Source organism: Pseudomonas sp. AOB-7 (assembly GCF_003696305.1).
Lineage (GTDB): Bacteria > Pseudomonadota > Gammaproteobacteria > Pseudomonadales > Pseudomonadaceae > Aquipseudomonas.
In genome coordinates this window covers 228,245-253,888 of record NZ_RFFK01000003.1, presented here as the reverse complement: position 1 = coordinate 253,888, position 25,644 = coordinate 228,245, and the positions used below count along the sequence as shown (strand labels likewise).

Annotated in this window: 20 protein-coding genes; 11 read left to right on the top strand and 9 right to left on the bottom strand. The window is 66.2% G+C overall.

The genetic code is table 11. From position 1 onward, the window contains the following. Positions 1 to 43: 43 nt before the first annotated feature. The 3 genes from zapE to EA796_RS07750 all read right to left on the bottom strand — a co-directional run bounded on the left by zapE (position 44) and on the right by EA796_RS07750 (position 3,336). Positions 44 to 1,138 carry a cell division protein ZapE gene (gene zapE, locus EA796_RS07760; RefSeq protein WP_122108207.1) on the bottom strand — a complete coding sequence of 365 codons (1,095 nt, stop codon included), beginning with the start codon at positions 1,136 to 1,138 and terminating at the stop codon, positions 44 to 46. A 196-nt stretch (positions 1,139 to 1,334) separates the two neighbouring features. Beyond that, a complete protein-coding gene (locus tag EA796_RS07755) occupies positions 1,335 to 2,681 on the bottom strand; it encodes a tryptophan--tRNA ligase (RefSeq protein WP_122108206.1) in 1,347 nt (448 codons plus the stop codon). 25 nt (positions 2,682 to 2,706) lie between these two features. Then, a complete protein-coding gene (locus tag EA796_RS07750; RefSeq protein ID WP_122108205.1) occupies positions 2,707 to 3,336 on the bottom strand; it encodes an alpha/beta hydrolase in 630 nt (209 codons plus the stop codon). A 128-nt stretch (positions 3,337 to 3,464) separates the two neighbouring features. On the opposite strand from EA796_RS07750, the gene EA796_RS07745 reads away from it, so the two are divergent. Beyond that, complete coding sequence (locus EA796_RS07745) at positions 3,465 to 3,896, top strand: YhcB family protein (RefSeq protein ID WP_031302694.1); 432 nt, start codon at positions 3,465 to 3,467, stop codon at positions 3,894 to 3,896. 279 nt (positions 3,897 to 4,175) lie between these two features. Here the strand turns inward: EA796_RS07745 and cysN are convergent, their stop codons facing one another. The 3 genes from cysN to EA796_RS07730 form a co-directional block, all read right to left on the bottom strand. Beyond that, complete coding sequence (cysN, locus tag EA796_RS07740) at positions 4,176 to 6,071, bottom strand: sulfate adenylyltransferase subunit CysN (RefSeq protein ID WP_021442303.1); 1,896 nt, start codon at positions 6,069 to 6,071, stop codon at positions 4,176 to 4,178. A 12-nt stretch (positions 6,072 to 6,083) separates the two neighbouring features. Further along, complete coding sequence (cysD, locus tag EA796_RS07735; RefSeq protein WP_021442304.1) at positions 6,084 to 7,001, bottom strand: sulfate adenylyltransferase subunit CysD; 918 nt, start codon at positions 6,999 to 7,001, stop codon at positions 6,084 to 6,086. Between the two features lie 133 nt (positions 7,002 to 7,134). After that, on the bottom strand, positions 7,135 to 7,893 hold the full coding sequence (locus EA796_RS07730) for a Nif3-like dinuclear metal center hexameric protein (RefSeq protein ID WP_021442305.1): 759 nt from the start codon (positions 7,891 to 7,893) through the stop codon (positions 7,135 to 7,137). Between the two features lie 111 nt (positions 7,894 to 8,004). Here EA796_RS07730 and algW point away from each other — a divergent pair, with 111 nt between their 5' ends. The 3 genes from algW to EA796_RS07715 all read left to right on the top strand — a co-directional run bounded on the left by algW (position 8,005) and on the right by EA796_RS07715 (position 12,045). Next, entirely contained in the window at positions 8,005 to 9,147 is a 1,143-nt protein-coding gene (algW, locus tag EA796_RS07725) for a Do family serine endopeptidase AlgW (protein WP_021442306.1), read from the top strand. 104 nt (positions 9,148 to 9,251) lie between these two features. Next, positions 9,252 to 11,312 carry a TonB-dependent siderophore receptor gene (locus tag EA796_RS07720; protein ID WP_305955985.1) on the top strand — a complete coding sequence of 687 codons (2,061 nt, stop codon included), beginning with the start codon at positions 9,252 to 9,254 and terminating at the stop codon, positions 11,310 to 11,312. A gap of 13 nt (positions 11,313 to 11,325) precedes the next feature. Then, the gene (locus EA796_RS07715) at positions 11,326 to 12,045 is read left to right on the top strand and encodes a DUF4198 domain-containing protein (protein ID WP_122108203.1); all 720 of its coding nucleotides are present in this window, start codon (positions 11,326 to 11,328) and stop codon (positions 12,043 to 12,045) included. A gap of 48 nt (positions 12,046 to 12,093) precedes the next feature. Here the strand turns inward: EA796_RS07715 and speA are convergent, their stop codons facing one another. After that, on the bottom strand, positions 12,094 to 14,007 hold the full coding sequence (gene speA / locus EA796_RS07710; RefSeq protein ID WP_021442309.1) for an arginine decarboxylase: 1,914 nt from the start codon (positions 14,005 to 14,007) through the stop codon (positions 12,094 to 12,096). A gap of 122 nt (positions 14,008 to 14,129) precedes the next feature. Further along, positions 14,130 to 14,501 (bottom strand): translation initiation factor Sui1, encoded by a 372-nt coding sequence (locus EA796_RS07705; protein WP_122108202.1) that lies wholly within the window; start codon positions 14,499 to 14,501, stop codon positions 14,130 to 14,132. Between the two features lie 408 nt (positions 14,502 to 14,909). On the opposite strand from EA796_RS07705, the gene EA796_RS07700 reads away from it, so the two are divergent. Further along, entirely contained in the window at positions 14,910 to 15,806 is an 897-nt protein-coding gene (locus EA796_RS07700; RefSeq protein ID WP_122108201.1) for an acyltransferase, read from the top strand. Positions 15,807 to 15,887: 81 nt separating this feature from the next. On the opposite strand, the gene EA796_RS07695 is transcribed toward EA796_RS07700, so the two are convergent. Beyond that, on the bottom strand, positions 15,888 to 16,085 hold the full coding sequence (locus EA796_RS07695) for a heavy-metal-associated domain-containing protein (RefSeq protein ID WP_021442312.1): 198 nt from the start codon (positions 16,083 to 16,085) through the stop codon (positions 15,888 to 15,890). A 139-nt stretch (positions 16,086 to 16,224) separates the two neighbouring features. On the opposite strand from EA796_RS07695, the gene EA796_RS07690 reads away from it, so the two are divergent. The 6 genes from EA796_RS07690 (at position 16,225) to EA796_RS07665 (ending at position 25,627) form a co-directional block, all read left to right on the top strand. Continuing rightward, complete coding sequence (locus EA796_RS07690; protein WP_021442313.1) at positions 16,225 to 16,617, top strand: hypothetical protein; 393 nt, start codon at positions 16,225 to 16,227, stop codon at positions 16,615 to 16,617. A gap of 63 nt (positions 16,618 to 16,680) precedes the next feature. Further along, positions 16,681 to 19,065 (top strand): heavy metal translocating P-type ATPase, encoded by a 2,385-nt coding sequence (locus EA796_RS07685; protein WP_122108200.1) that lies wholly within the window; start codon positions 16,681 to 16,683, stop codon positions 19,063 to 19,065. A gap of 147 nt (positions 19,066 to 19,212) precedes the next feature. Further along, a complete protein-coding gene (locus EA796_RS07680) occupies positions 19,213 to 21,255 on the top strand; it encodes a type VI secretion system tip protein VgrG (RefSeq protein WP_122108199.1) in 2,043 nt (680 codons plus the stop codon). Then, on the top strand, positions 21,252 to 21,815 hold the full coding sequence (locus EA796_RS07675; protein WP_122108198.1) for a DUF4123 domain-containing protein: 564 nt from the start codon (positions 21,252 to 21,254) through the stop codon (positions 21,813 to 21,815). The genes EA796_RS07680 and EA796_RS07675 overlap by 4 nt, the downstream gene beginning before the upstream one ends. Continuing rightward, the gene (locus EA796_RS07670; protein ID WP_147459040.1) at positions 21,812 to 24,670 is read left to right on the top strand and encodes a toxin VasX; all 2,859 of its coding nucleotides are present in this window, start codon (positions 21,812 to 21,814) and stop codon (positions 24,668 to 24,670) included. Before EA796_RS07675 ends, EA796_RS07670 begins: the two co-directional genes overlap by 4 nt. 3 nt (positions 24,671 to 24,673) lie before the next feature. Further along, entirely contained in the window at positions 24,674 to 25,627 is a 954-nt protein-coding gene (locus tag EA796_RS07665) for a hypothetical protein (protein ID WP_256679189.1), read from the top strand. Positions 25,628 to 25,644: the final 17 nt, after the last annotated feature.

Here is a 25,644-nt window from a genome sequence, read left to right as displayed (position 1 = left end):
AAAAGGCGACCTTGCGGTCGCCTTTTTCATGCTGCGCAAGCCATCAGGGCTTGTGCGGCCGCGACAGGAATTCGTGCGACTGCATCTCCAGCAGACGGCTGAGGGTGCGCTGGAACTCGAAGGTCAGGCGGCCGCCGGTGTACAGGTCCTTCAGCTCCACCTCGGCGGAGATGATCAGCTTGACGTTGCGGTCGTAGAACTCGTCCACCAGGTTGATGAAGCGCCGCGCCATGTCGTCCTTGGCGGTGCTCATCTGCTCGACGTTGGCCAGGATCACCGCGTGGAAGATCTTGCCCAGCTCGATGTAGTCGTTCTGGCTGCGCGGGCCGTCGCACAGCTCGCGGAACTCGAACCAGGCCACGTCGTCGCCGACCTTGCGCGCGACTATGGGGCGGTTCTCGATCATCAGCGCCTCGTGCTCCTGCACCGAGCAGTGCTCCGGCAGCAGGCTCCTGAAGCTCTTGTCCAGGCTGATCTCGGCCTCGGCGTCCAGCGGGAAGTGGAACAGCTCGGCCTGCTCCAGCGCGCGCAGGCGGTAGTCGACGCCGCTGTCGACGTTGACGATGTCGGTGTGCTGCTTGAGCAGGGCGATGGCCGGCAGGAAGCGCGCGCGCTGCAGGCCGTCCTTGTACAGGCCGTCCGGCACGATGTTGGAGGTGGCCACCAGGGATACGCCGTTCTTGAACAGCTCCTCCAGCAGGGTGGCGAGGATCATCGCATCGGTGATATCGCTGACGAAGAACTCGTCGAAGCAGATCACCCGCGCCTCGTCGGCGAAGCGCCGGCCGATGATGGTCAGCGGGTTCTTCTCTCCCTTGAGGGTGCGCATCTCCTCGTGCACGCGCTTCATGAAGCGGTGGAAGTGGGTGCGCATCTTCCGCTCGAAGGGCAGCGCGTCGAAGAAGGTATCGACCAGGTAGGTCTTGCCGCGCCCGACGCCACCCCAGAAATAGATGCCCTTGACCGGCCCCTGCGGCTTCTTGCCGAACAGCTTGCCGAGCAGACCGCCCTTGCCCTGGTCGGCGGCGACCAGCTCGTCGTACAGCCGCTGCAGGTGGCGCACGGCGTTTTCCTGGGCCGCATCATGGAAGAAGTCGGGCCGCTGGAGGTCGGCCTGATAGCGCTCGAAAGGAGTCATGATTCGTTAGCCGGGCAAGTAAAAACGGGGGCGTCACTTTAGCGACGCCCCCGTGGATTGGCAATCGCAGGTTGGGCTGAGCGCAGCGCAGCCCAACGACCGGCAACGGCATGCCATGAGCCGTTGGGCTTCGTCGCTGCGCGCCTCAACCCAACCTACGGCGTCAGGCCGTCGCCCGGCTGCCATCCGGGCGACATCATTCCTGCGTCGCCAACGCCTCGCGCAGACGGGCGATGGCGGCGTCCAGTGCCACGGCATCGGCGAATGCGGGGCTGGTCGCCACGCATTCGTCATCCAGCCAGACGCCGAAGCCCTGCCCTTCGGCGCGCACATCCAGTGGTTCGCCGGACTGCAGGCGCTTATTGACCATGCCGGCCGACTTGCCATCGGCGAAGGCTTTTGACAGCAACAGCTGCTCGCCGGCGGCGTCCAGCAGGCGGAAGCGGAAGCTGCCGTCCTCGTCGCGGAAGCTGACGAAGCGCGCGCTCTTGGCCGCCTTCTTCTTCTCGCCAGCCGCGGTTTGCACCTGCTCGCGGAACGAACGCAGGCCCACCGCTTCACGCAGTTCGCCGAGGAAGGGCGTGGCAATCTTGCGCGCCTTGGCGGCGCCGGCCAGGAGGATGTCCTCCAGGTCGGCAGGCCTGGCGATCAGCGCGTTGTAGCGCTCGCGCGCCTCGCCCAGCTCGCTTTCCAGCAGCTGGTACAGGCGATTCTTCGCCTCGCCCCAGGCCAGGCCGCCTTCCAGCTCGGCGCGGAACTCGGCCTGCTGCGCCGGGGTGGCGAAGGCCTGGTACAGGGTGAACAGGTGCGAGCCGTCGGCGTCCTTGGGTTCGCCCGGCAGGCGCGAGTCGGTGACGATGCGGGCGATGGCGTCCTTGAGCTGCTTGGCGCTACCGAACAGCGGGATGGTGTTGTCGTAGCTCTTGCTCATCTTGCGGCCGTCGAGGCCGGGCAGGGTCGCCACTTCCTCCTCGATCACCGCCTCGGGCAGGGTGAACAGCTCGCGGCCGGCACCGAACAGGTGGTTGAAGCGCTGGCCGATGTCGCGGGCCATCTCCACGTGCTGGATCTGGTCGCGGCCGACCGGCACCTTGTGCGCGTTGAACATCAGGATGTCCGCCGCCATCAGCACCGGGTAGCTGAACAGGCCCATGGTGATGCCGGCGTCCGGGTCTTCGCCGGCCTCGACGTTCTTGTCCACCGACGCCTTGTAGGCGTGGGCGCGATTGAGCAGGCCCTTGCCGGCGACGCAGGTGAGCAGCCAGCACAGCTCGGGAATCTCGGGGATGTCGGACTGGCGGTAGAAGGTCGCCTTGTTCACGTCCAGGCCCAGCGCCAGCCAGGTGGCGGCGATCTCCAGACGCGAACGCTGGATACGCGCCGGGTCGTCGCACTTGATCAGCGCGTGGTAGTCGGCGAGGAAGTAGAAGGAATCGGCATCCGCGGCGCGGCTGGCGACTATGGCCGGGCGGATGGCGCCGGCGTAGTTGCCCAGGTGCGGGGTGCCGGTGGTGGTGATGCCGGTGAGGATACGGGTGGTCATGGCGTTCGCTTGTCGTACAGCTGGTTCAGAGACGCGGCAACAGCAGATCCTTCAGATCGGTCAGCTTGCCGTGAAAGAAGTGGCCGCATTCTGCCACTTTCAGCAGCTCGTGGGCACGCCCAAGGTTCGCCGACCAGTCGTACACCGCCTGCGGCTCGACCACTTCGTCGGCGTCCGGCTGGATCAGCACCAGCGGGCAATTAGCCGCCGGCGGATTGTCGGCGGTCAGCCGGTGCACCGCCGGCGCCACCATAAACAGCTTGTCCAGCGCCACGCCCTGGCGCTCCAGACGCGCGCCCAGCGCGGCGGCGACGAACCCGCCGAAGGAGAACCCGAGCAGGGTGAGCGGCAGATCCGGGTACCCTTCGCGCAGCCAGGCGGCCACCGCTTCGGCGTCGTCCACCTCGCCGCTGCCCATGTCATGGCTGCCGGCACTGGCGCCGACGCCGCGATAATTGAAGCGCAGGGTATGCAGGCCGCAGTCGCGGGCGCTGCGTTGCAGGGTGGAAACCACCTTGTTGAGCATGGTGCCGCCCTGCACCGGATTGGGGTGGCAGATCAGCGCCACGCCGCGGGCGTCGGGCACTTCGAGAAAAAGGGCTTCGAGCTGGCCGACGGGGCCAGGGATAAAAACGGCGGTTTCGCGGTTGAGCAACAGAGAACTCCGTGACCCCGGATCGGGTCGACTCGTCTAGCAAACTGTCTGCGCGGCACGGCATAGCCGTATACAGCGCAGGTTCGAGCCGCTAACGTAAAGCAAAGCCGTTTTGAGAGGAAGGACTCGTGGAACAGACCCTTACAGCCTGGTTGATACCCGCCCTGACCCTGGTGGTCGGCATTGCCGTCGGCTTTCTGATCGCTCGCCTGGCGCCCAGCGCCGCACCGAGCCGCACGCAGCGGCAGATGGAAGAAATGCAGGCACGCTTCGAGGCCTACCAGAACGAAGTGGTGACCCACTTCAACACCACCGCCAGCCTGGTGAAGAAACTCACCCAGAGCTACCAGGACGTGCAGGAGCACCTGTCCGACGGCGCCAATCGTCTGGCCCTGGACGAACTGACCCGCCAGCGTCTGCTGGCCGCCCTCAGCAGCAGCGAAGGTGGCGAGAAGCGCGAACGCCTGACCCCGCCGAAGAACTACGAAATGCCCAAGGACTACGCGCCGAAAAGCGACGGCCCCGGCATGCTGGACGAGAGCTACGGGTTGAAGAAGTAACCCCTCGGCCAAGACAGGGAGCCCCGCTATTGCGGGGCTTTTTATTGGCCTTGTAGCCCGGATGCAATCCGGGAAGGCTCCACCCGGGCACCCTGGATGGCCGCCAAGGCGCAGGTTTATCCGCGAAACTCACCGCGCAACCGCGAATAGATTCGCACCTGCGGAGGCCGGTTCTGCGCATCGACAGGCCAGGTGGACCTCGCCCGTTACGCGCCACGAAAGCGCAGCCAACAAAAAGCCCCGCTGGCGAGCGGGGCTTTTTGCATTGCGCACAGGCTGTTAGATGGCGCCGCGGCTACGCAGCAGCTGCAGCACCTGCTTGACGCCCTCTTCCACCGACACGGTCTGGGTGTCGATCACCAGATCGGCGTCCAGCGGCACGTCGTAGGCGAAGGACTCGCCGGGGATGTTGTCGCCGGCGGCGGCATACAGGCCCTGCGGGTCGCGTTCGCGGCAGACCTGCGGCGAGGCCTGCACGTAGACGGTGAGCAGGCGCTCGCCGCCGATCAGCGCCTTGGCCTGCTCGCGGCCCTCGGCATCCGGGGCGACGAAGGCGGCCAGGGTCAGCAGGCCGGCCTCATTGAACTGGCGCGCCACATGGGCGGCGCGACGCCAGTTCTCGGTACGCCCGGCGCGATCCTGCGGCAGGCCCTTGTTCAGGTCGTGGCGCAGGTTCTGGCCATCGAGCACGTAGACGGCGCGGCCCATGTCGAACAGCTTGCGCTCCACGGCGTAGGCCAGGGTGCTCTTGCCGGCGCCGGACAGGCCGCTGAACAGCACGGTGGCCGGCTGCTGGCCGAAGCGCGCGGCGCGCTCCTCGGTCGACACATGGGCCAGGCGGCCGTGCTGGCCGCCGCCATGGCCGACCGGATCGGCAATGATCATGCCCGCGCCGACGGTGCCGTTGGTCAGGCGGTCGATGACGATAAAGGCGCCGGTGGTGCGGTTGTGCTCGTAGCCGTCCAGGGCAATGGGCGCATCCAGGGCGACCTTGACCCGGCCGATCTCGTTGAGCTTCAGTTCGCTGGCCGCGCCCTGCTCCAGGGTGTTGACGTCGACGCGGTGCACGATGCTCGGGATCGAGCCCGGCACGTAGCTGGTGGCGCGCTTGATGTCGTACTTCTTGCCCGGCAGCATCGGCTCTTCGCCCATCCACACCAGCATGGCCTCGAAGCTGTCGGTGACCTGCGGACGGTTGTCGGCGTGCACCAGCATGTCGCCGCGCGACACGTCGATCTCGTCTTCCAGGGTCAGGGTGATGGCCTGGCCGGGGCCGGCGTGCTCCAGCTCGCCCTCGAAGGTGACGATGGACTTGACCTTGCTGGTCTTGCCCGACGGCAGCGCCATCACTTCGTCGCCCTTGCGCACGATGCCGCTGGCCAGGGTGCCGGCGAAGCCGCGGAAGTTGAGGTTGGGGCGGTTGACGTACTGCACCGGGAAGCGCAGGTCGTCGAAATTGCGGTCGCCCGCCACTTCCACGGTCTCGAGGATTTCCATCAGCGACTGGCCGTCGTACCAGGGCGAGCGCTCGGACTTGTTGACCACGTTGTCGCCCTTGAGCGCCGACATGGGGACGAAATGCAGCGTACTGGGCTTGAGGCTGATCTTGTCGGCGAAGGCCAGGTAGTCGGCCTTGATCGACTCGAACACGCCCTGGTCGAAGTCCTTGAGGTCCATCTTGTTGACCGCGACGACGATGTGCTTGATGCCCAGCAGGGAGGCGATGAAGCTGTGGCGCTTGGTCTGGGTCTGCACGCCGTAGCGGGCGTCGATCAGGATGATCGCCAGGTCGCAGGTGGACGCGCCGGTGGCCATGTTGCGGGTGTACTGCTCATGGCCGGGGGTGTCGGCGATGATGAACTTGCGCTTGGCCGTACTGAAATAGCGGTAGGCCACGTCGATGGTGATGCCCTGCTCGCGCTCGGCCTGCAGGCCGTCGACCAGCAGCGCCAGGTCGATGTCGTCGCCGGTGGTGCCGACCTTCTTCGAGTCGCGGCTGATGGCTTCCAGATGGTCTTCGTAGATCATCTTGGAGTCGTGCAGCAGGCGCCCGATCAGGGTGCTCTTGCCGTCGTCGACGTTGCCGCAGGTGAGGAAGCGCAGCAGTTCCTTGCGTTCGTGCTGGGCCAGGTAGGCGAGGATGTCCTCGCTGATCAAATCGGATTGATGACTCATGGTGCGGAATCCTTAGAAGTAGCCCTGGCGTTTTTTCTCTTCCATCGAGCCGGCGGCGTCGTGGTCGATCACCCGGCCCTGGCGTTCGGAAGTACGAGTCAGGAGCATTTCCTGGATGATGTCCGGCAGGGTCGCCGCGGTGGACTCCACCGCGCCGGTCAGCGGGTAGCAGCCCAGGGTGCGGAAGCGCACCATCTTCTTGGTGATGCGCGCCTTCTCCTCGTCCGACAGGTGCTCGAGGATGCGCTCGTCGTCGATCATGATCAGGGTGCCGTTCCTCTCGATCACTTCGCGCTCGGCGGCGAAGTACAGCGGCACGATCGGGATCTGCTCCAGGTAGATGTACTGCCAGATGTCCAGCTCGGTCCAGTTCGACAGCGGGAACACGCGGATCGACTCGCCCTTCTTAACCTTGCCGTTGTACACGTTCCACAGCTCGGGACGCTGGTTCTTCGGGTCCCAGCGGTGCTTGCTGTCGCGGAAGGAATACACGCGCTCCTTGGCGCGGGACTTCTCCTCATCGCGGCGCGCGCCACCGAAGGCGGCGTCGAAGCCGTACTTGTCCAGTGCCTGCTTGAGACCCTCGGTCTTCATCACGTCGGTGTGCTTGGCACTGCCGTAGGTGAAGGGGTTCATGTCCTGCGCCACGCCATCGGGGTTGATGTGGGTGATCAGGTCCAGGCCCATCTCGCTGACCATCTTGTCGCGGAAGCGGTACATCTCCTGGAATTTCCAGCGGGTGTCGACGTGCATCACCGGGAATGGCAGCTTGCCGGGAAAGAACGCCTTGCGCGCCAAGTGCAGCATCACGGCAGAGTCTTTACCGATGGAATAGAGCATTACCGGGTTGTCGAATTCGGCGGCCACTTCACGAATGATGTGGATACTTTCCGCCTCCAGCTGCTTCAGGTGGGTCAGTTTATCGAGCATGGCTACTCACGGTTTGCTGTGTAATTGGGCCGGCGGGCCGTGGACGAGGGCGCACTCTAGCACAGCGCCAACTTCTAATCAGGACGCTACTTAGATCGAAAAGGTCTAGTTTTATACCCGCAAGAAAGCGCCCTCAGATCGGATTCGGGCAGTCGATAAACAGGTGTTCGAGGGCGAAGCGCCGCGCCAGGTAGTCGCCAAGCGCCTGCACGCCGTAGCGCTCGGTGGCGTGGTGGCCGGCGGCGATGAAGGCGATGCCGTTCTCCCGCGCGCTGTGGAAGGTCTGCTCGGAGGCTTCGCCGGTCAGGTACAGGTCGGCGCCGGCGGCGATGGCCTGGTCGATGTAGCCCTGACCGCCGCCTGTACACCAGCCAACCCGGCGGATCAGTCCCTCGCCCTCCACCAGCAGCGGCTCGCGGCCGAGCGCCTGTTGCACCTGGCGAGCGAAATCGGCGGCGCTCATCGGCTCCTCCAGCGACCCCACCAGGCCAACGGTGCGCGGGTTGTCCGGCTCCAGCGGGCCTTCGACGACGATGCCGAGCTGGCGCGCCAGTTGCACGTTGTTGCCCACCTCGGGGTGCAGATCCAGCGGCAGGTGATAGGCCAGCAGGCTGATGTCGGCAGCCAGCAGTGCCTTCAGCCGGCGCTGCTTCATACCGGTGACGCAAGGGTTCTCGCCCTTCCAGAAGTAGCCGTGGTGCACCAGCAGCACGTCGGCCTCGGCGTCGATGGCCGCCTCGATCAGCGCCTGGCTGGCGGTGACGCCGCTGACGATGCGACGCACCTGCGGCCGCCCCTCGACCTGCAGGCCGTTGGGGCAGTAATCGGCGATGCGCGCGGCGCCCAGATAGGCATCGGCTTCGGCGACCAAGGTAGACAAGGCAATGGCCATGGGGTTTCCTCACAAGCTGTTGCGGGCCGCTGCCTTATTGGCCGGCACCTCTCTATAATGCGCCACCTTAAGGGGCACCTTGGCCCCTCGCAACTCTCAGAGATCGTCTCGATGTCCCAGGCCCTGCGTTTCCTCGGCTGGCCCTTGCTGGTCGGCGTGCTGCTCGCGCTGTTGATTATCCAGCGCTACCCGGAGTGGGTCGGCCTGCCCCGCCAGGAAGTGCATATGCTGCAGGCGCCGATCTACAGCCGTCTGCAGGAAGGCCCGGTGTCCTATGCCGAGGCGGTGGATACCGCCTCGCCGGCGGTGGCCAACCTCTACACCACCAAGCTGGTGAGCAAGCCGACGCACCCGCTGTTCGAGGACCCCACCTTCCGCCGCTTCTTCGGCGACAACCTGCCGCGCCAGCAGCGCATGGAGTCGAGCCTGGGCTCGGCGGTGCTGATGAGCCGCGAGGGCTACCTGCTGACCAACAACCACGTGGTCAGCGGCGCCGACCAGATAGTGGTGGCGCTCAAGGATGGTCGCGACACCCTGGCGCGGGTGATCGGCACCGACCCGGAAACCGACCTGGCGGTACTCAAGATCGACCTGCCCGACCTGCCGGCCATCACCCTGGGCCGCTCCGATACCATCAAGATCGGCGACGTCACCCTGGCCATCGGCAACCCCTTCGGCGTCGGCCAGACCGTGACCATGGGCATCATCAGCGCCACCGGGCGCAACCAGCTGGGCCTCAATACCTACGAGGACTTCATCCAGACCGACGCGGCGATCAACCCGGGCAACTCCGGCGGCGCGCTGGTCGACGCCCACGGCAACCTGGTGGGCATCAACACCGCGATCTTCTCCAAGTCCGGCGGCTCGCAGGGCATCGGCTTCGCCATCCCGGTCAAGCTGGCGCTGGAGGTGATGCAGGCGATCATCGAGCACGGCCAGGTGATTCGCGGCTGGCTGGGCATCGAGGTGCAGCCGCTGACCCCGGAACTGGCCGAGTCCTTCGGCCTCGAAGGCCGCCCCGGCATCGTCGTCGCCGGCCTGTACCGCGACGGCCCGGCGCAGAAGGCCGGCCTGCAGCCGGGCGACCTGATCCTCAGCATCGACGGCGAACCGGCCGGCGACGGCCGCCGCTCGATGAACCAGGTGGCGCGCACCAAGCCGGGCGACCAGATCCGCATCGAGGTGCTGCGCAACGGCAAGACGCTGGAACTGACCGCGGAAATCGGCCTGCGCCCCCCCGTTAACGGCAACTGATCGGCTGAATTTTCATCTGGGAACTCTTCTCGATTGGGTTTAATGTTATGTTATTACATTAAAACTTCATCGACAGGAGCCTTCCCTTGCGCGCCACCCTTGCCCTGCTTGCCAGCCTGCTGGCTCCCAGCGCCCTCGCCACGCCATCTCCCGCCCAGCTCGAAGACAGCATCATCAGCGCCGACGCCGAGCTGGCCGACGGTCCGGTGCAGGGCTACCGCGCCACGCGCTCGGCCAGCGCCACCCGCACCGACACGCGCATCGAGGCGATTCCCCAGAGCATCGCCGTGGTGCCCGCCCAGGTGCTCGACGACCTCGGCAGCACGCGCATCGACCGCGCCCTGGATTTCGCCGGCGGCGTGTCGCGGCAGAACAACTTCGGCGGCCTGACCTTCCTCAACTACAGCGTGCGTGGCTTCACCACCGGAGAGCTGTACCGCAACGGTTTCGCCATCAACCGCGGCAGCTACAGCTCGCCGGACGCCTCGGCCATCGAGCGCCTGGAGGTGCTCAAGGGCCCGGCCGCGGCACTCTATGGCCGCGGCGACCCCGGCGGCCTGGTCAATATCGTCACCAAGCGCCCGCAACTGGAGCCCTTCACCCAGTTCAAGGCCAGCGCCGGACGCTGGGATCGCTACCGCAGCAGTCTCGACGTCAACACGCCGCTGAACGCCGAGGGCACGCTGCTCTCGCGGGTCAACCTGGCAGTGGAAGACAACGGTAGTTTTCGGGACCACGTCGGCAACCAGCGGCAGATCGTCAATCCGACTTTCAGTTGGCAGTTGTCGCCGGACACCCTGCTGACCCTCGATAGCGAGATCTCGCGCACCGACTCGGTGTTCGACCGTGGCATTCCGGCGGTCGACGGCAAGATGGGCGCGGTCAAGCGCTCGACCTTTCTCGGCGAGCCCAACGACGGCAAGATCCGCAACGACAACCAGCTGCTGCAGGCCAGCCTCGAGCATTATCTGAACGATGCCTGGAAACTGCGCCTGGCCAGCCATTACAGCCAGGGCACGCTGGACGGCAACAGCTCGGAGCCATCGCGGCTGATCGGCGACCAGGTCACGCGCTTCTATCGCGAGCGCAGTTTCGAGTGGAACGACAGCATCACCCAGGCCGAACTGCACGGCCAGTTCGAGCTGGCCGGCTGGCAGCACCAGACGCTGCTGGGCCTGGAGTACGAGAACTACCGCAACAGCCAGAAGTACCCGCAGAGCGTCACCGGCCTGGGCTACGGCCAGGACATCCATAACCCGATCTACGGGCAACCGAAACCACCCATCGTCAATCCCAACGACTTCCACGAGCACACCGAGAGCTACGCCCTCAACCTGCAGGACCAGATCGCCTTCAGCGAGCGCTGGAGCGGCCTGCTCGGCGTGCGCCTGGAGCGTTTCGAGCAGACTGCGCGCAACCGCAGCACGCGGGTCAGCAACGAGCAGAGCAAGGATGTCGCCACCCCACGCGCGGGCCTGCTCTATCAGCTGACGCCGGAGGTCGGCGTATTCGCCAACGCCTCGATGTCGTTCAAACCCAATGCCATCGGCGCTCAGGGCCAGGTGTTCAAACCGGAAAAGGGTCTCGGCTATGAAACGGGGCTCAAGCTCGACCTGCTCGACAGCCGCCTGGGCGCCACCGTGGCGCTGTTTCATATCGACAAGGAAAACGTGCTGACCGCCGACCCGAACAGTCCCGGCGACAGCATCGCCGCCGGCAAGGCGCGCAGCCAGGGCCTCGACCTGCAGATCAGCGGCCAGCTCAGCGAGGCCATGAGGCTTATCGGTGCCTACGCCTACATCGACGCCGAAGTGACCGAGGACAACAGCATTGCCGAGGGCAGCGACCTGCTCGGCATCGCCCGCAACAGCGCCAGCCTGATGGGCGTTTATCAGTTCCAGGGCGGCGCCCTGCAAGGCTCGGAGCTGGGCGCCGCGATCACCCATGTCGGCGACCGCTCCGGGCAGACCGGCAGCGATTTCGAGCTGCCGGCCTACACCACGGTCGACCTGCTGGCGCGCTGGCAGGCCACCCAGGACCTCAGCCTGGGCCTGAACCTCAACAACCTGTTCGACCGCAAGTACTACGAGCGCTCGTTCAACAGCGTCTGGGTACTGCCCGGCGAACCCCGCAACCTCAGCGTCAGCCTGACCCTCAACCTCTGAACCGGAGTTTCACATGCGTATCCCTGCCTACCTGCTCCTCGCCGGCCTGTTCGCCAGCGGTAACGTCCTTGCCCATGGTCTGTGGACCGAACAGCGTCGCGGCAACATCGAAGTGGTCTATGGCCACGGCGCCGAGGACAACGTCTTCAAGGCCGAGAAGATCAGCGGCGCCTGGGCCTATGACGCCGCCGGCAAGATGATCCCGGTGAGCGTCGAGCGCCTGAGCGACCACGCCCGCCTGCAACCCTTGAAGCCCCCCGCCGTGCTCGGCGTGGCGCTGGACAACGGCGCCTGGTCGAAAACCCCGGACGGCCAATGGATCAACCAGGGCCGCAGCCAGGTGGCGAACTCGACCCAGTCGCTGCACACCTACAAGTACAGCCTGGCGATCTACGCCGAAGGCGCCCAACTGCCGGCGCTGGACCAGCTGAAGATGGTCATAGTGCCGGAAACCGATCCGCTCAAGGTCGGCCCGGGCAAGTCGCTGCCGGTGCGGGTGCTGGTGGACGGCAAGCCGCTGGCGGGCGTCGAGCTGGTCGGCGACTACCGCGGCGCACCGCACCAGGTCAGCGCGGTGACCGATGCCGAGGGCCGCGCCCAGGTACCGGTGCGCAACCAGGGGCTGAACATCATCAGCGCCGAGGTCAGCCTGCCGGTGGCGAACGATGCGGATATCGAGACTCGCGGCCTGTTCGCCTCGCTGACCTTCCTCGGCCAGGCGCACCACGAATAACCGCGGCCGGCCTGACCGCGCGCCCAGGGCGGCGCGCGGTCAGGGGGCTCAGGAGGCCAGGTAGGACGAGCGGGTCAGGCCCAGACGCAGGGCGTCGAGGAACTGGGTGCGCTCGCGGGCGCTGATCCTGGCGCTGGCCACCTTGTCGCGGTAGTGGGTCATCAGCTCCTCGGGCGACAGGTGCACGTAGCGCAGCATGTCCTCGATGGTGTCGTGGGTCTCGATGCCGGCGTGGTACACGCTGCCGTCGGCGTTCTGATAGATGTTCACCGAGTCGGTGTCGCCGAACAGGTTGTGCATATCGCCCAGGATCTCCTGGTAGGCGCCGACCAGGAAGATCCCCAGCACATAGTCCTCGCCCTCGCGCACCTCGTGCACCGGCAGGCTGGTCTCGATCGACTGCTCGTCGACGTACTGGCGGATCTTGCCGTCGGAGTCGCAGGTCAGGTCCTGCAGCACGGCGCGGCGCAGCGGCTCCTCGTCCAGCCGCGACAGCGGCAGAATCGGCAGGATCTGGCCGATGGCCCAGGTGTCCGGCAGACTCTGGAACACCGAGAAGTTGCAGATGTACTTGTCCGCCAGCTTGTCGTTGAGCTCGTCGAGCACCGCGCGGTGCGAACGCTGACGCGCCTTGAGCTGGTTGTACAGGCGCCGGCAGATGGCGAAGTAGCACTGCTCGGCCAGGGCCTTCTGCGGCAGATCGAGCTTGCCCGCCGAGTACTGTGCCGCCACCTCCTCGATGTAGTGGGTGGCGCGCCAGTAGGTCTCGGCGACCATCTCCGGGTCGCTGTCGTCGAGCAGCTCGATCAGCACCTGCAGCACTTCCGGCTGTTCGACGCTCGCATCGATCTCCGGCACCTTGTCGTTGTGCCGCTCGACGTCGGTGACCTGCACCAGCAGCACGGCGTGGTGCGCGGTCATGGCCCGGCCGCTCTCGGAGAAAATGTGCGGATGGGGGATTTCCTGGCGGTCGCAGAATTCCTTGAGCATGTCGACCACGGCATCGGCGTAGTCCTGCATGTCATAGTTGATCGAGCTGGCGTTGCGCGAGTGGGTGCCGTCGTAGTCCACCCCCAGGCCGCCGCCGACGTCGATGTGATCGACCGGCAGGCCCAGCGCGCGCAGCTCGCCGTAGTAACGGATGGCCTCGCGGAAGCCCTTGCGGTAGTCGGCGATGTTGGCGATCTGCGAGCCCATATGGAAATGCAGCAGGCGAATCCCCTGATCCAGGCCGGCGGCCTTGAAACGCTCGACCACCTGCAGGATCTGCGCGGCGGACAGGCCGAACTTGGACTTCTCGCCGCCGGTGTCGGCCCACTTGCTCGAGGCCAGCGAGGACAGGCGCACGCGCAGGCCGATCTGCGGCGCGACCTTGAGCTCGGCCGCCTCCTCGATCACCAGGCGGACCTCGGATTCCTTCTCGATGACGATGAACACGTTGTGGCCGAGCTTCTGCCCCATCAGCGCCAGACGGATGAACTCGCGGTCCTTGTAGCCGTTGCAGACGATGGTGCCGCCCTTCGGCGCCAGCGCCAGCACCGCCAGCAGCTCGGGCTTGGAGCCGGCTTCCAGACCGATGGAGACGTTCTGCGTGGCGATGATGTTCTCCACCACCGCCTCCTGCTGGTTGACCTTGATCGGGTACAGCGCGGTGTAGCGGCTCTGGTATTCGAGGCGCTCGATGCTGGCGTCGAAGGCACCGGTCAGGCGCCGTACGCGGTCCTGCAGGATGTCCGGAAAGCGCACCAGCAAGGGCAGCGACAGACCGCTCTGACGCAACTCGTCGACCTGGTCGTAGAGGTCGATCGGCGCGCTGTCCGGGCCGTTGGGACGCACCTCGATGCGGCCGGCATCATTGATCGAAAAATAGCCGGCGCCCCAATGGCGAATACCGTAGACACTGCGGCTGTCGGCTACCGTCCACTGGCTGCCGTCGTCTTTGCGGGTGCGTCGTGCGGACATCGGGTTCTCCCATGAGAATGAGTCTGGCCCTCTAGGTGGCCAGCCTGGAAATTAAGGATGCAAGATGACGTTTGCTCGGCGGTTGACCGCATGAGCACCGTCGAAGTTTAGGAAATGGCGCTTCAGCCGCCGGACTTCTTCGCGGTGAAACCGCGCTTGCTCAGTTCCGCGAGGAGCAACTCGACATGATCGCCCTGGATCTCGATCACCCCGTCCTTCAGCGCGCCGCCGGTGCCGCAGCGCTTCTTCAGCGCGCTGGCCAGCTCCTTGAGCGGCTCCTCGGCCAGCGGCACGCCGCTCACCGTGGTCACCGTCTTGCCGCCACGGCCCTTGGTTTCACGGCGTACGCGGGCGATGCCGTCACCGGCGGGAATCTGGCTCTGCTTGCAGCTGCAGGCGTCCACCGGTTGGCCGCAGTCGGGGCAATGCCGACCACTGTCGGTGGAATAGACGAGACCGCTCAGGGCGGAAAATGACGAAGCTTTCTTGACCACCGGCTTGTCCTCGTAGGGGTCAGGATAGCGACTGGTCGACGGGCGTCGACCGCGAAGCCCCACTCTGGCAGGGGCAGCGCAAGCGGACAGACGTCCGCTGAAAAGGTCGCGCAGTGTAACGGCAAAGGCGGCGCTTGCTAAGTACGGATTTGCGTCATTGTGCGGCACTTTGGCGACGCCATGGGCCGCGGGGTTCGCTCCAAGGAATGAGTGGTACGCACCAGCCGGAAAAGCCGGTGCGCGCAGCGCACCCCATGAGCCAACGAAACCACTGGGTCAGCGCTGGCACTTGCAGGTCAGTGCACAGGCGTTAACCTTGTCAACCGATTGATCTGCGCAGGGATAGTCGCAGCCGTTTCGTACCGCCCCGGGGCCGACAGAAGCCCCTTGTCAGAAGGCCTCCTTCGCATGCTGCATTTTCTCCCCGCGCCGCTTCGCGGCCTGCTCGCCGGCCTGCTGCTGGCGCTCAACACCCTGTTCTGGTGCTGGCCCTTGTTCTGTGTGGCCCTGCTCAAGCTGTTGCTGCCCTTCGCCCCGCTGCAACGCGCGCTGCGCTTCGTCATGCACGGCATCGCCGAGGCCTGGATCGGCGTCAACAAATGGTGGATGCGCCTGGTCGGCCGCATCCAGTGGGACGTGCAAGGCCTGGAGCGCTTCGACACCCGCCATTCCTACCTGGTGACCAGCAACCACCAGAGCTGGGTCGACATCCTGGTGCTGCAATACATCCTCAACCGCCGCCTGCCGCTGCTGAAGTTCTTCCTCAAGCAGGAGTTGATCTGGGTGCCGGTGATCGGCCTGTGCTGGTGGGCGCTGGAATTCCCCTTCATGAAGCGCTTCAGCAAGGAATACCTGGCCAAGCACCCGGAGAAGCGCGGCCAGGACCTGGCCACCACGCGTCGCGCCTGCGCACGCTACAAGAGCAACCCGGTGGCGGTGTTCAACTTCCTCGAGGGCACCCGCCTGACCGCGGCCAAGCACGCCCAGCAGAACTCGCCGTTCCGCCACCTGCTCAAGCCCAAGGCCGGCGGCATCGCCTTCGTCCTCGACGCCATGGGCGAGCAGCTGCACAGCATCGTCAACGTCACCATCCACTACCCGCACGGCGTGCCCGGCTTCTGGGACCTGCTCTGCGGCCGTCTCGACGCGATGCACATGCGCTTCCAGCAGGTACAGATCCCGCGCGAGTTCATCGGCCGCAACTACGATCAGGACGAGGCCTACCGCCTGGCGTTCCAGCAGTGGGTCAACCAGCTGTGGGAAGAGAAGGACGCCGAACTGGCCGCACTCAAACGCTCGGCGTAGCGCCCCGCAGGGTGCGCCGGGTGCGCACCGTTACTCATCGCGAATCGATGGTGCGCGCAGCCTCGGCGGCCCCGCGTCACCCTACGCGGGCTGCGCCTGGTAGCCCTCCTGACGAATCGCCGCCAGCAACTGCTCCTGGCTCAGTCGGCTGGCCACCCGCACCTCGCCGCCCGCCAGGTCGACCTGCACCTCGGCCGCATCGTCCAGCGCCCTGATCGCCTCGCCGATGGCCCGCACGCAATGACCGCAGGACATGCCGCTCACCTTGAAAATCTGCATCTGTCACTCCTCGTTGGTTTGCTTGACGGCGTTCAGTCTCGAGCTTGCCACGGTGGCAAGGTCAAGCCCCCGGGTGCAGACCCCTTGCCGATCCGGCTCGATGAGCCAAGCTCAATAGGTCTTCGAAAGGATCGCCGCCATGCGCCTCATCCCGCTCCTGCTCGCCGCCCTGCTGAACCAGCCGCTCGCCGCCCAACCCCTGGCACCGCTGCCCGACACCGCCCAGGGCGAGGGTTATGCGGTGCTGATCGTCTCGCGCGAGCGCCTGGAGGTGGCCAGCCCCTGCGAGGTGGCGCTGTACCTGCAGGACCAGTTGGCGGCGCGTCTGTATCAGGGCCAGTCGGTGGCCTTCAACCTGCCGCCGGGCAGCGTTTCGCTGCGTCTCGGCCTGCAGGGCCCGGGCGCCTGCGGCCTGGGTATCGCCCAGCTCAGCGGCCAGGCGCTGCAACTGCAGGCCGGCGAGGTGCGCCGCTACCGCATCGCCATGGACGCCGCCGGCCTGCGCCTGCATGCCGCACCGCCCGTGCATTGAAGTGCTTGACCTTGCCATGGCGTCAAGGTTGATCCTGTAGCCCTCGCTACAGGGAGACCCAGCATGTCCAACCTCACCACCTACGACCTGCCGATCCAAGGCATGACCTGCGCCAGCTGCGCCGGCCGCGTCGAACGCGCCTTGCGCCAGCTGCCCGACGTGACCAGCGCCAGCGTCAACCTGGCCAGCGAACAGGCGCGCATCGAGGCGCCAGGCGACAGCCTCGGCGGGCTTATCGCCGCGGTCGAGCGCGCCGGCTACCGGGTGCCGAGCCAGCCGCTGGAGCTGGCCATCGACGGCATGACCTGCGCCAGTTGCATCGGCCGCATCGAACGCGCCCTGCACCAGCTGCCCGGGGTGACCCGCGTCGCGGTCAACCTGGCCGACGAGAAGGCCCATCTGCAGGTGCTCGCCAGCTTCGACGTGCAGCTCGCCCTGCGCGCCGTCGCCGCCGCCGGCTACCATGGCCGCCTGCTCGAGCAAGGCCCGTCCGAGACGCACATGGCGCAAAAGCGCCTGCGCCGCGAACGTCTGGTGCTGCTGGCGGCCATCGCCCTGACCCTGCCGCTGGTGCTGCCGATGCTGGTCGAGCCCTTCGGCCTGCACTGGATGCTGCCGGCCTGGGTGCAATTCCTGCTGGCCACGCCGGTGCAGTTCGTGTTCGGCGCGCGCTTCTACCGCGCCGCTTGGCAAGCGCTCAGAGCCCGCGCCGGCAATATGGATCAGCTGGTGGCCATCGGCACCAGTGCCGGCTACGGCCTGAGCCTGTACCAGTGGGCGGTGACCCCGGCCGGTGGCATGCCGCACCTGTATTTCGAGGCCTCGGCGGTGATCATCAGCCTGATCCTGCTCGGCAAGTACCTGGAAAGCCGCGCCAAGCGCCAGACCGCCGGCGCCATCCGTGCCCTGCAGGCGCTGCGCCCCGATCGCGCCGTGCGCCTGGTCGACGGCCGCGAGCAGAGCGTGGCCATCGATGCCCTGGCACTCGGCGACCGGGTCGTGGTCAAGCCGGGCGAGCGCTTCCCGGTGGACGGCCGGGTCGTCGAAGGCCACAGCCACGCCGACGAGGCGCTGATCAGCGGCGAGAGCCTGCCGGTGGCCAAGCAGCCGGGCGACAAGGTCACCGCCGGCGCGATCAACGGCGAAGGCCGCCTGCTGGTGGAAACCACCGCACTGGGCGCGGAGACCGTGCTGGCACGGATCATCCGCCTGGTGGAGGACGCCCAGGCGGCCAAGGCGCCGATCCAGAAGCTGGTGGATCGGGTCAGCCAGGTATTCGTGCCGGCCGTGCTGCTGGTCGCCCTGGCCACCCTGCTCGGCTGGCTGGCGTTCGGCGCACCGCTGGAAAGCGCCCTGCTCAACGCCGTGGCGGTGCTGGTGATCGCCTGCCCCTGCGCCCTCGGCCTGGCCACGCCGACCGCGATCATGGCCGGCACCGGCGTGGCCGCGCGCCACGGCATCCTGATCAAGGACGCCCAGGCGCTGGAAGTGGCGCATGCGGTCGACACCCTCGCCTTCGACAAGACCGGCACCCTCACCGAAGGGCGTCCGCGTATCGTCCACCTCGGCCTCGCCGCGGCCGACGAGACCGAACTGCTGCGCCTGGCCGGCGCCCTGCAGCAGGGCAGCGAGCACCCGCTGGCCAAGGCCGTGCTGCAACGCTGCGCCGAGCTGGAGATTGCCCTGCCCGCGGTGCGCGACAGCCGCGCGCTGGCCGGCCGCGGCATCGCCGGCACGGTCGAGGGCCGTGCCCTGCAACTGGGCAGCAGCCGCCTGCTCGACGAACAGCAACTGCAGATGGACGCGCTGGGCGAATCCGCCCGCGCCTGGGAAGCCGAGGGCCGTACCCTGTCCTGGCTGCTCGAAACCGGCGAATCGCCGCGCCTGCTCGGCCTGCTGGCCTTCGGCGACGCGCTCAAGCCGGGCGCGGCCGAGGCGGTCGAGCAGTTGCGTGCGCAGGGCATCGCCAGCCATCTGATCAGCGGCGACAACCGCGGCAGCGTCGCCGCGGTGGCCGGCGTACTGGGCATCGACCAGGCCCACGCCGAGGTGCTGCCGGCGGACAAGGCGCGGCTGATCGGCGAGCTGCGCCAGAAGGGCACGGTGGCCATGGTCGGCGACGGCATCAACGACGCCCCGGCGCTGGCCGCCGCCGACGTCGGTATCGCCATGGGCGGCGGCACCGATGCGGCCATGCACGCCGCCGGCATCACCCTGATGCGCGGCGACCCGCGCCTGGTGCCGGCGGCGCTGGAGATCAGCCGACGCACCTACGCGAAGATCCGCCAGAACCTGTTCTGGGCCTTCGTCTACAACCTGATCGGCATTCCCCTGGCCGCCGCCGGCCTGCTCAACCCGATGTTCGCCGGCGCCGCCATGGCCCTGTCCAGCGTCAGCGTGGTCAGCAATGCGCTGCTGCTGACCCGCTGGAAGCCGCAAGACTTGTAGGAGAAGGCTTACCCGCGCGGCGCCAGCCCAGGCGCCGCGGCGGTTTTTTCATGACCCGGCGCATAGTATGGGAATGCCATCATTGAACCGCTGCCCGGCGTCCGGCACCCTTCAGCCCTCGCCCAACTCAAGGATGGAGGCCACGGCATGCTGGATGCCAACCAGGCGCATATCACCCTCACCATTCCCGCCGTCGACAACGACCTGCAGGTGCTGAGCTTCGAGGGCCGCGAGGCGCTCAACAAGCCCTACCGTTTCGACATCGAGCTGGTCAGCCAACGCGCCGACCTCGACCTCGATGCGCTGATCAACCAGACCGCCTACCTGGCCTTCGGCCCCTCCGGCAAGGGCGTGCACGGGGTGATCTACAGCATCGAACAGGGCGACTCGGGCAAGCGCCTGACCCGCTACCGCATCGGCCTGCGCCCGCAACTGGCCTACCTGGCGCACCGCCACAACCAGCGCATCTTCCAGCACCTCACGGTGCCGCAGATCGTCGGCCAGATCCTCGAAGAGCACGGCATCCACAGCGATGCCTACCAGTTCCAGCTCGGCTACCTCTACCCCGAGCGCGACTACTGCGTGCAGTACGACGAATCCGACCTGCACTTCATCCAGCGCCTGTGCGAGGAGGAAGGCATCAGCTTCCACTTCCAGCACGGCGAAACCGGCCACCGCCTGGTCTTCGGCGACGACGCCAGCGTATTCCCCAAGCTCGCGCCGCTGAGTTACCAGCAGGACAGCGGCCTGGCCGCCGACCACGAGGTGGTGCGCGCCTTCGGCGTGCGCCTGGAAACCCGTAGCACCCAGGCCAGTTGGCGCGACTACGACTTCGAGCAGCCCAAGCTGCAGATGGACGCGGACTACCGCAGCGAATTCGCCCCGGCGCTGGAGGTCTACGATTACCCCGGTCGCTTTACCGACCGTACGCGGGGCAAACACCTGGCCAAACGCAGCCTGGAACGCCTGCGCAGCGACTACGAGCTGGCCGAAGGCAAGAGCGATGCCTACCTGTGCAGCGGCCACTTCCTCGCCCTGGCGGATCATCCACGCGAACCGTGGAACGACCTCTGGCTGCTGGTCGAGGTGATCCACGAGGGCAAGCAACCGCAGGTGCTGGAAGAATCAGTCACCAGCAACACCCAAGCCGGTGATGGCTTCCAGCAGGGCTATCGCAACCGCTTTACCGCCACCCCCTGGGACATCCCCTACCGCCCCGCGCTCGAACATCGCAAACCCAAGGTACTGGGTAGCCAGACCGCCGTGGTCACCGGCCCGGCTGGCGAGGAAATCCACTGCGACCAGTACGGCCGGGTGAAGGTGCAGTTCCACTGGGACCGCGAAGGCCAGGGTGACGACACCACCAGCTGCTGGCTGCGCGTGGCCTCCAACTGGGCCGGCAAGGCCTACGGCGGCGTCGCCATCCCGCGGGTGGGCATGGAGGTGCTGGTCACCTTCCTCGAAGGCGACCCCGACCAGCCGCTGATCACCGGCTGCCTATACCACGCCGAGCACCTGGTGCCCTACGACCTGCCGGCGAACAAGACCCGCAGCGTCTTCAAGACCCTGAGCAGCCCGGGCGGTGGCGGCTACAACGAATTTCGCATCGAAGACCGCCAGGGCGCCGAGCAGATCTACATCCACGCCCAGCGCGACTGGGACGAAAACATCGAGCACGACCAGAAGATCCGCGTCGGCAATGAACGCCACGACACGGTGGAGGCCAACAGCTACAGCGAGATGCGTGCCGAGGAACACCGCGCCACCGACCTCGAGCGCAAGGTGGAAGTGCGCGCCAACGACCACCTCACCGTCGCCGCCACCCAGCACAACAAGATCGGCACCGGCCTATTCATCGAAGCCGGCAACGAGATTCACTACAACGCCGGCAGCAAGCTGGTGATCGACGCCGGCATGGAACTCACCGCCGCCGGCGGCGGCAGTTTCCTCAAACTCGACCCCAGTGGGGTGACGCTGAGCGGGGCGACGATCAAGATGAATTCGGGGGGCGGATCGGGTAAAGGCTCGGGCGCCAAGCCCATCCTGCCGGGGCCGGTGAAGCCGGCCGATGCGGACAGGGCTGGAATGTCCCTGGAGGCCCTGGCCAAGCAGCGCCGTGTTTTCCTACAAGCCACCAGCGGCATCTGCGAAGTCTGTGAGGCGGCCAAGCAGGCCAGGGAGGCGAAATGACCGACGCTGGCTTTCTGCTATTCGATGGGGCATCGCACAAGCGGGCACTGGCCTGGCTCTGCCAGACCTTCCCCGAACACGGCGCCCGCCCACTCTTGCTGGACACAGCCTACGCCTCCCTCGCGGATATAGGACCCATTCTGCTAGAGGCGGATGGCGGCAGTGCCCTGCGTAACGCCTGGTGTCAGGGCGTCCCCGAATTGCGGCACGCCGTATGGCTGAAAAGCAATTTCGCCCTGCATGATCTACGCGACACCCTGCGGCGCCGTCTACGCATCTTCTCCCCAGACGGCAGAGAGTTCTGGTTGCGTCTGGCCGATGGCCGGCCCCTGCTCAATGCCTGGCGGAAAAATTCCCAATGGCCTTCGGGGTTCTGGCATGGCGTGCATGAGATTTGGCTGCACGATGGCGAGGCACCCTTGCTGGCCTGGCGCAACCCTTCTCCCGAACAGGACGAGACCGTCGCCAGCGATACCCTGGATGCGCAAATCACTCTGGACTGGCCGCTGCTGGAAGCACTGGCGCACAGCGAGACCACTTTGCAGGAAGCAACCACATGAACCAACCCGCAACTCGACCCGACCGCCTGCAACCTGCTGCCTGCCCGTTGCTAGCGGCGGTGCTGCCCCTTCGCTACGCCATCGGCCCTATCGATCCGCGCACTCCATCCGGCCTGGATGCCTCAGCCCTGGGCTTGCCCGAAATCCGGGGGCTGTTCCCCGACCTGGGGCCGGATCATCCCCAACTGCAGGAGCGCCCGCTCGGTTATGTGCCGCGCATGCTGCGCGATGGCTGGCTCTACGTCTGGGAAGACAGCCTGCAGGAACTGAGCGAATACCGGGTCGAGGCCTCCATGCTCACCCCTACCGCGCGGGGTGGCCGTGCCCGGGATAACAGCGCCATGGCCTACCTCCTGCTGGAAGCTGGTGCGCCGGCAGCTCTGGCCTGGTCGCCCGTCGAGTGGAGCGCGGATACCTTCGCCGCAGCCGAGCAAAAGGCCGAGACACGCCAACGCCTAATGCGTCCGCTGGTTCCCGGCGCAGCCCCCTTCAGCGGGATGGTCCAGACCTTGCACCCGCAGATCGGCGATGTGAAACCGGAAAATTACCGCTGGAGCTGTGCCCGCGAATCCAAGTACTGGCTGCTGGAAGAACCGCCGCTGAAACGCATGCGGCGCTGCGAACAACAACACTTCGCGCTGCTGGACGACCCCTGGGGCGTGCTGTTCGACCTCGCCGCCCTACTGCGCACGCGCAACCAGGCCTTCGACAAACTGAACAGGCACCGGGCCGATGAGTGGTCCATTGCCGCCGTGGTCAAGTCCGTCAGCGACGGCGACAAGGACATCCGCGACCGCTTGGCCACAATGGTCGATGTGCCGAGCCTGCAACGTGTGCTGCAGGAACAGGAGCGCGAGCAGGAAACCCTGGACGCGGACAGGCGCCGCCTGGCCGAACTCTGGGCGGCCTGGTTCGCGACCCTGGGCGGCAGCACGCCCGCTGACCTGGAAACGGCCTGCGAACACTTCGATATCACCCAACTCGATCAGCGCGACATGCTCGAGGCCAGCTTCGCCGCTGCCTGCCTCGGCCCTGCGGCCACGCCGCCCGGCGTCCTGGCCATCGAAGAAGCCCTCGACCCCGAGCGTGTCAAAGGCCAGCCTTGGCTGCTATGGGCAATTCTCGGCCTGTTGCAGAAGCCTCGCCCGGGCGAGCTGAAACAGTTGCTGAATATTCCGGAAGGCGTGTCTGAAGTCGCGACCGACGCGAGCGCGGCTGCGGCTCGCCTGGCTCGCGCAACGGCCCTGAGCCTGGCCCTGAATCACGGGGCGGATGGTCTGCAGGGGCTGGCACCGGTAGGCGGTGGCGAACCCTTGTTCGCGGCGGTGTCGCCCATTCTCGCCGGCCGGCTGCGCACCCTGGCCGAGCAGGTTCACCCGCTGGCCTACAACCTGATGGTCGCCATGCTGGTGCGTAGCCGGCAACGCATGGAGGTAGAGAAACTGCGGCCCGTCGATGCCCTGCGCTGGCTCAGCGAGCAGATGGGCCAGGCCCATAACAAGGGGCAGCGGCGCAGCATCGGCAAACGCATCGAGCAGATCGAGCGCGAGCAGGCGCGCACCGCTCGCACACCCCCTGGCGCGGCGCCCAACAAAAGCCCGACGGCGACCCAGGTTGAGGACGCCATTGCACATCTTCGCCTGGTACCCGCCCCGCAATCCGCGCCCCCTCATTCCCAGCCGGGCTATGGCAGTGAGGTGCCACGCGCCATGCCCAACAAACCGACGCCGGTGCTGCCCCCGCTGAGCGGCGATGCGGCCAAGCTGGAACTGCCGCGCAATGTCGCCGAACTGCTGGACGAGGCGCCGCTAAAGACGCTGATTGTGTTGGTGGCTGCTTGGAATGTGGCGGAGGCTGGAAAGCAAGCTTGGGCGGACATGTCATCCAAGAACGTTGTTTCCGCAACAAGTGCAATCATGGCAACGGCAACTGCCTCAACCGCAGTACTGCAGCAACTGGCCGATATCCGCTGGGAGCGGTATGTGGCCCAGGCCAGCCATCTCGATCCAAAGGCCAGAGAATACCTGGCGCGTGCACTGGGTTTAGGCTCCGCGGCCATGCTGTTGCAGGCCATTACCGCCGGTATCGATGTGTTCTATTTCGGCTGGCATGCGCTGGAGGCCTTCCGCACGGGGGATCTGGACACGGCCGTGGTCAGCACCGGCCTGGTCGGCGCCAACCTGGGCTATGCCCGCATATCGCTGCAGGCCATGCGCGCCATGCGTATCGCTCGCGCCGCGGCACTGGCCGGCGAGGCGGAGGCCCTGGCCACCGGCATCCGCGTGCTATCGCTGCCGCTGCGCCTGAGCCTGGTCGGGCTGACCGTCACCCTCTTTATCGGGCTGATCTCGCTGATCTATACCGAGGACACCCCGCTGGAACAGTGGATCAAGCAGACCCGCTTCGGCATCCGCCCGGCGGATTGGTCCGGCGACTTCGCAGCCACCATGCGCGCCTTCTACCAGATCGTATTGCCGGTAAACCTTGCCCTGGAGCGCTGGAACGATATGGGGCCGAGTGGCGTGGTCAATGAACTGCGCCTGGTACTGCGCCTGCCCGGCCAGCGCGAATACCGTCAGGGCATGGTCAGCTTCGACGGGCACGAGGAGTGGAAGCGCTCGACTGGCCTGCTCGGCTCGGCCAAACGCTGCGTGCCGCTGGTCTGGGGCGAGGACGATCCCATTCCCTTCGACCTGGATATCGGCACTCGCGTGGCGCCGGAAGCCGATGGCAGCGTCCGCCTGCGCCGCGCCTATCACGAGCACGTCGAGGATCTTACGGCCATTCGCGGCAGCTTGACCTATCAACCCATCGAAGGGCTCTACCTGCCGCCCATCGATATCGACCTGAGCTAAGCCATGACCGCCACCACCAATCACCCCTTCGCCCAACGCCTGGCCCAGGTGCCGGACAGCCATCTGCTTCAGGCCAATCAGCCCACCGGCGCACCGCTGATATGCATGCCCGAAGTCGAGGAGCAGACCGAGTACTACCTAGCCATCGAGCATGGCGATAGTGCGGATAGAGGAATGTGGACTGGGGCGCTAGGGGGAGTGGCTGGTACTTTTTGGGCTATTTTCGCTCTTGCTCTCTTCCTGGATCATCGTCCTGAGCAAGCGCTAAACACCCTCCTACTTGCATTGGCCTTTTTTGTAATTCCTTTTATCTGGGAAGTCCTTCGCCCCATGCCTCTCCCCATCCTGCTCAACCGACGCAGCCGCGAGCTGTATTTCGAGCAGGACGACGAGCTTTACCACACACCCTGGGATGACGTCGCGGCAGCCGCCTACGCCTACGGCACCGTTGGCCCCTATACCGCCGGCATGCGCCATGCGGCGCTCGAAGTTCTCCTGCATCGCTTCGGCCACCCCGAGGAACAGGTGCTGCTCAACCTCGGCTCGCCCATTGGCAAGAGTCTGGAAATGCAATTGGGCTTCTGGGAATACCTGCGCGCCTATATGGACAACGGCCCCTGGTTCGACGAGCACGGCAATTCCAGCGACTCGCCTGAGTCCATTCAGAGCCTGCTGGCAGTACGCAAACGCCGAGGACATTGGACGCGCCTGCAATGGCGTGACATCAAGGAACAGTACAAGGCTAACGGCGGTCGCAACTTCCTCAGCGCTTCCGACTTCTTGTTGTTGCTCGGCGGCATCGTCCTCGCTCCGCTCAACGCCCTGCAAAACTTCACCTACGCCATCGCCAAGCGCCGCTCGCGCAGCCAATGGCCGCAGATGATTCGTGAGCGCCTGCGTGCCGACGGCCCGGCTAGTCGGCTGGTGGATCTGGAGCGAGAACAGGGCCTGATTTGATCGCCGCAGCGCTATCC

Excerpts from the sequence above, each read along its gene's own strand:
- zapE (WP_122108207.1), bottom strand. The coding sequence starts at position 1,138 with ATGACTCCTTTCGAGCGCTATCAGGCCGACCTCCAGCGGCCCGACTTC.
- EA796_RS07755 (WP_122108206.1), bottom strand. The coding sequence starts at position 2,681 with ATGACCACCCGTATCCTCACCGGCATCACCACCACCGGCACCCCGCAC.
- cysN (WP_021442303.1), bottom strand. The coding sequence starts at position 6,071 with ATGAGTCATCAATCCGATTTGATCAGCGAGGACATCCTCGCCTACCTG.
- cysD (WP_021442304.1), bottom strand. The coding sequence starts at position 7,001 with ATGCTCGATAAACTGACCCACCTGAAGCAGCTGGAGGCGGAAAGTATC.
- EA796_RS07730 (WP_021442305.1), bottom strand. The coding sequence starts at position 7,893 with ATGGCCATTGCCTTGTCTACCTTGGTCGCCGAAGCCGATGCCTATCTG.
- algW (WP_021442306.1), top strand. The coding sequence starts at position 8,005 with ATGTCCCAGGCCCTGCGTTTCCTCGGCTGGCCCTTGCTGGTCGGCGTG.
- EA796_RS07715 (WP_122108203.1), top strand. The coding sequence starts at position 11,326 with ATGCGTATCCCTGCCTACCTGCTCCTCGCCGGCCTGTTCGCCAGCGGT.
- speA (WP_021442309.1), bottom strand. The coding sequence starts at position 14,007 with ATGTCCGCACGACGCACCCGCAAAGACGACGGCAGCCAGTGGACGGTA.
- EA796_RS07700 (WP_122108201.1), top strand. The coding sequence starts at position 14,910 with ATGCTGCATTTTCTCCCCGCGCCGCTTCGCGGCCTGCTCGCCGGCCTG.
- EA796_RS07695 (WP_021442312.1), bottom strand. The coding sequence starts at position 16,085 with ATGCAGATTTTCAAGGTGAGCGGCATGTCCTGCGGTCATTGCGTGCGG.
- EA796_RS07690 (WP_021442313.1), top strand. The coding sequence starts at position 16,225 with ATGCGCCTCATCCCGCTCCTGCTCGCCGCCCTGCTGAACCAGCCGCTC.
- EA796_RS07685 (WP_122108200.1), top strand. The coding sequence starts at position 16,681 with ATGTCCAACCTCACCACCTACGACCTGCCGATCCAAGGCATGACCTGC.
- EA796_RS07680 (WP_122108199.1), top strand. The coding sequence starts at position 19,213 with ATGCTGGATGCCAACCAGGCGCATATCACCCTCACCATTCCCGCCGTC.
- EA796_RS07675 (WP_122108198.1), top strand. The coding sequence starts at position 21,252 with ATGACCGACGCTGGCTTTCTGCTATTCGATGGGGCATCGCACAAGCGG.
- EA796_RS07670 (WP_147459040.1), top strand. The coding sequence starts at position 21,812 with ATGAACCAACCCGCAACTCGACCCGACCGCCTGCAACCTGCTGCCTGC.
- EA796_RS07665 (WP_256679189.1), top strand. The coding sequence starts at position 24,674 with ATGACCGCCACCACCAATCACCCCTTCGCCCAACGCCTGGCCCAGGTG.